This window comes from Candidatus Culexarchaeum yellowstonense, assembly GCF_024707025.1.
GTDB lineage: Archaea > Thermoproteota > Methanomethylicia > Culexarchaeales > Culexarchaeaceae > Culexarchaeum.
Genome location: NZ_JANGFQ010000188.1, coordinates 1 through 2,588 on the forward strand (window position 1 = coordinate 1; position 2,588 = coordinate 2,588).

The window sequence follows — 2,588 nt, forward strand, 5'->3', positions numbered from 1 at the left end:
CAACATCACCCTCCTCAAACCTTGGAATCCCACAATCAATAGTAACAGTATCCCCAGCAACATCAATAAGCTCACCAACCACCTTATCCCTCTCAACCCTCCTCTTCTCCTCAGCCCTCTCCCTATAAAGCAAACCCTCCATAAACCTCAAAAACATGCCCCTATCAGCATAAAGCGGAACATAACCACAATACGGACACACAATAAAATTAAACCACCTACCACACCTATCACAGATAGGCATTGAAGCTTTTCACCTCACTTATTTGATGGCAATTCTAGAATTCCAGTTTGCTTATCCAATTTCCTTACAGCCCAAACGAAATCCCTCATTTTAGTTATAAACTCACTTTTAACTCTATCAAGATTTATCTCCCTATCCGCAAGATGACCCTTACCACACATTATCTCCTCCATCCTATGAGCTAAAGTATGAATATCAAAATCCAATTGCTGAATTTCAGACTTAAGCTGATCCGGTATCATAACACGTGCAGAAGTTAATGCCTTAAGAAGCTCCCCACCTTGCTCCTCAGAAAGCCTGAGAGTGTAAGGCGGCTTAAAAGAAGAGGTTTTCAAATAACCAAACTTCGCCGAAGCATTTCTCATAATTGATATTGCATCCCATTTAACCCTCACTTGTGCAGGGAAACGACCATCCCAAGCATCCGGTTCAATATTCAATGCACCATCACTTTCAGCAATAAAAGGACCGAAAAGCACATCCGTATCAATGTTATATAGAAAGAGAATATCACCCTTCCTCACATCTTTAACCTCTTCCCACAACTTCTTTGTATCTCCAAAAAGAGCCCTCTGAAAACACTCAGCCTCCGTCTCAACAGTACAAACAAACTTCCAATACAAAAACAACCACCCAAAAATAACAATCCCTCCACAAAAATTTTAACATTTTTCCGAAGTACAACTAAATTATACACGATAAAATTCACAGTAATGTACTCACATCAGTCAAAACTTTTTCAATAATGGTCTAGGGAGCTAATGCAAAATAGACATTGATTAATTTTAGTATTAAACAACCGTAACGTTTATGCATTATTAGACGTTAACATAATAAATTGTGGTTATTTGTAGTCAAACAATTGAGCAGAAGGTTTTAAAGCTTTTGGAGGAGAAACATCTACAACATCATTCAATGTATGAGGCCAGAAGACTAATTGAGAAAGCTGAGCTCATAGTACCTATATGGCTTAAAGGTCTTCTAACTAGGGGGCAAAATAATGAAGGTTCTAAGAAAAGTAAGGGTTCATTTTTATACTTTATAATAGGTTTAAAAAGTGAGGAGTCATGTTTAATATTCACAATTTAATAAAGTTTTGGGCAAGAAAGGATCCTAAGCTCATATTTCATGAAATTAAAAATGCTAAATTGTTAGCTGATCCATTTTGTGGTTCTGGCTCTTCAGGTTTTTGTGCCATTCTTACTGGTGCTTCAGGCTTTCTTTCCGATATAAACCCTGTATCTGTATTCATAGCTTATAATGTTTTGAATAATGAAACTATAAAGAGTGAAACCATTGAAACTATAAGGGGGGTTTGCCTTGAAATTGAAAACGAAGTTTACACTTTAAGTAATCTTGAAAAAGTTAATTATGCCGTCTGGAATGATGATGAAGTTATTTCTCTTAAGCTTGCTTCAGGAAAGAGGACTCAAAACAAAAGTTTAATTAAGGAATATATTGCGATGGAAGAGAATCTTGAAATAAGATTTTGGTATCCAGAAGGAAAATTTGTGTATCCTGGAACTGGAATTAGTTTTAGGGATGGTCCGCATAGACCTATTGAAATCAAAGATTTATTTACTAAACGCAACCTTTACGCTGCATCCAAGTTGTATTCTCATATTGAAAGAATCTGGGTGAAGGATAAGTCTCAAGGTGATCTCTTAAAGCTCGTTTTCATAGCTTCATTAGCTAATGCAACAAAAATGATACCTCATGCTGAGAGTAGTGGCCCTTCATGGAAGTTACCCAGATATTGGCTTCCAAATTTAAGAGAAGAAAGGAACTTTTGTAAAGCCTTCTTAAGGAGGTTACTACTCTTACATTCCTTTAAAAAGAAATGGTCAACAATTGCTTCAAGCCATCAGATTACGGTATCATTTGATAATGAAATAGTTGCACAACAAAAGAGGTTCATTCACATATTTCGTGCTGATGCACTTGAAATATATTCCAAGTTACCTAAATTGGATATCATAATCTTAGACCCTCCACATTATGACGAAATAAATTACTTTGAACTAACCTATCTTTGGCAAAAATGGCTAGAAGGTAGCTGTAATGATGCGCGATTCAATGATTACAGTTATTGGAGTAGAGAAATATGTGTTAACAGGAAAATCGGTAAAGACTTAGAATGGTACAATACCAAGCTTTGTGAAACAGTTTCTAATTACGTTAATTGTTTGAGTAAAGGGGGTAAAGTCATTTTGATTTTACATAACAGGAATAAGCATTTATTGAATGAAACTATTAAAAGGATAAATGAAAGTATTAATGGTGATTTTACACTTAAAACTAGCTATAAATTTCCAAAAATGCCTTCCTCCACTCAAGGATTACA

At 35.6% G+C, this 2,588-nt stretch carries 3 protein-coding genes; 1 reads left to right on the plus strand and 2 read right to left on the minus strand.

The features are described from left to right. Nucleotides 1–244 (minus strand): hypothetical protein (locus tag MRT15_RS10835; protein WP_304330192.1); only part of this gene is annotated, 244 nt, incomplete at its 3' end. A gap of 14 nt (nucleotides 245–258) precedes the next feature. Then, nucleotides 259–867 carry a hypothetical protein gene (locus MRT15_RS10840; protein WP_304330193.1) on the minus strand — a complete coding sequence of 203 codons (609 nt, stop codon included), beginning with the start codon at nucleotides 865–867 and terminating at the stop codon, nucleotides 259–261. Between the two features lie 444 nt (nucleotides 868–1,311). Between MRT15_RS10840 and MRT15_RS10845 the strand changes: the two genes are divergently transcribed. After that, nucleotides 1,312–2,588: hypothetical protein (locus MRT15_RS10845; protein WP_304330194.1), on the plus strand; the 1,277-nt coding region annotated here is incomplete at its 3' end.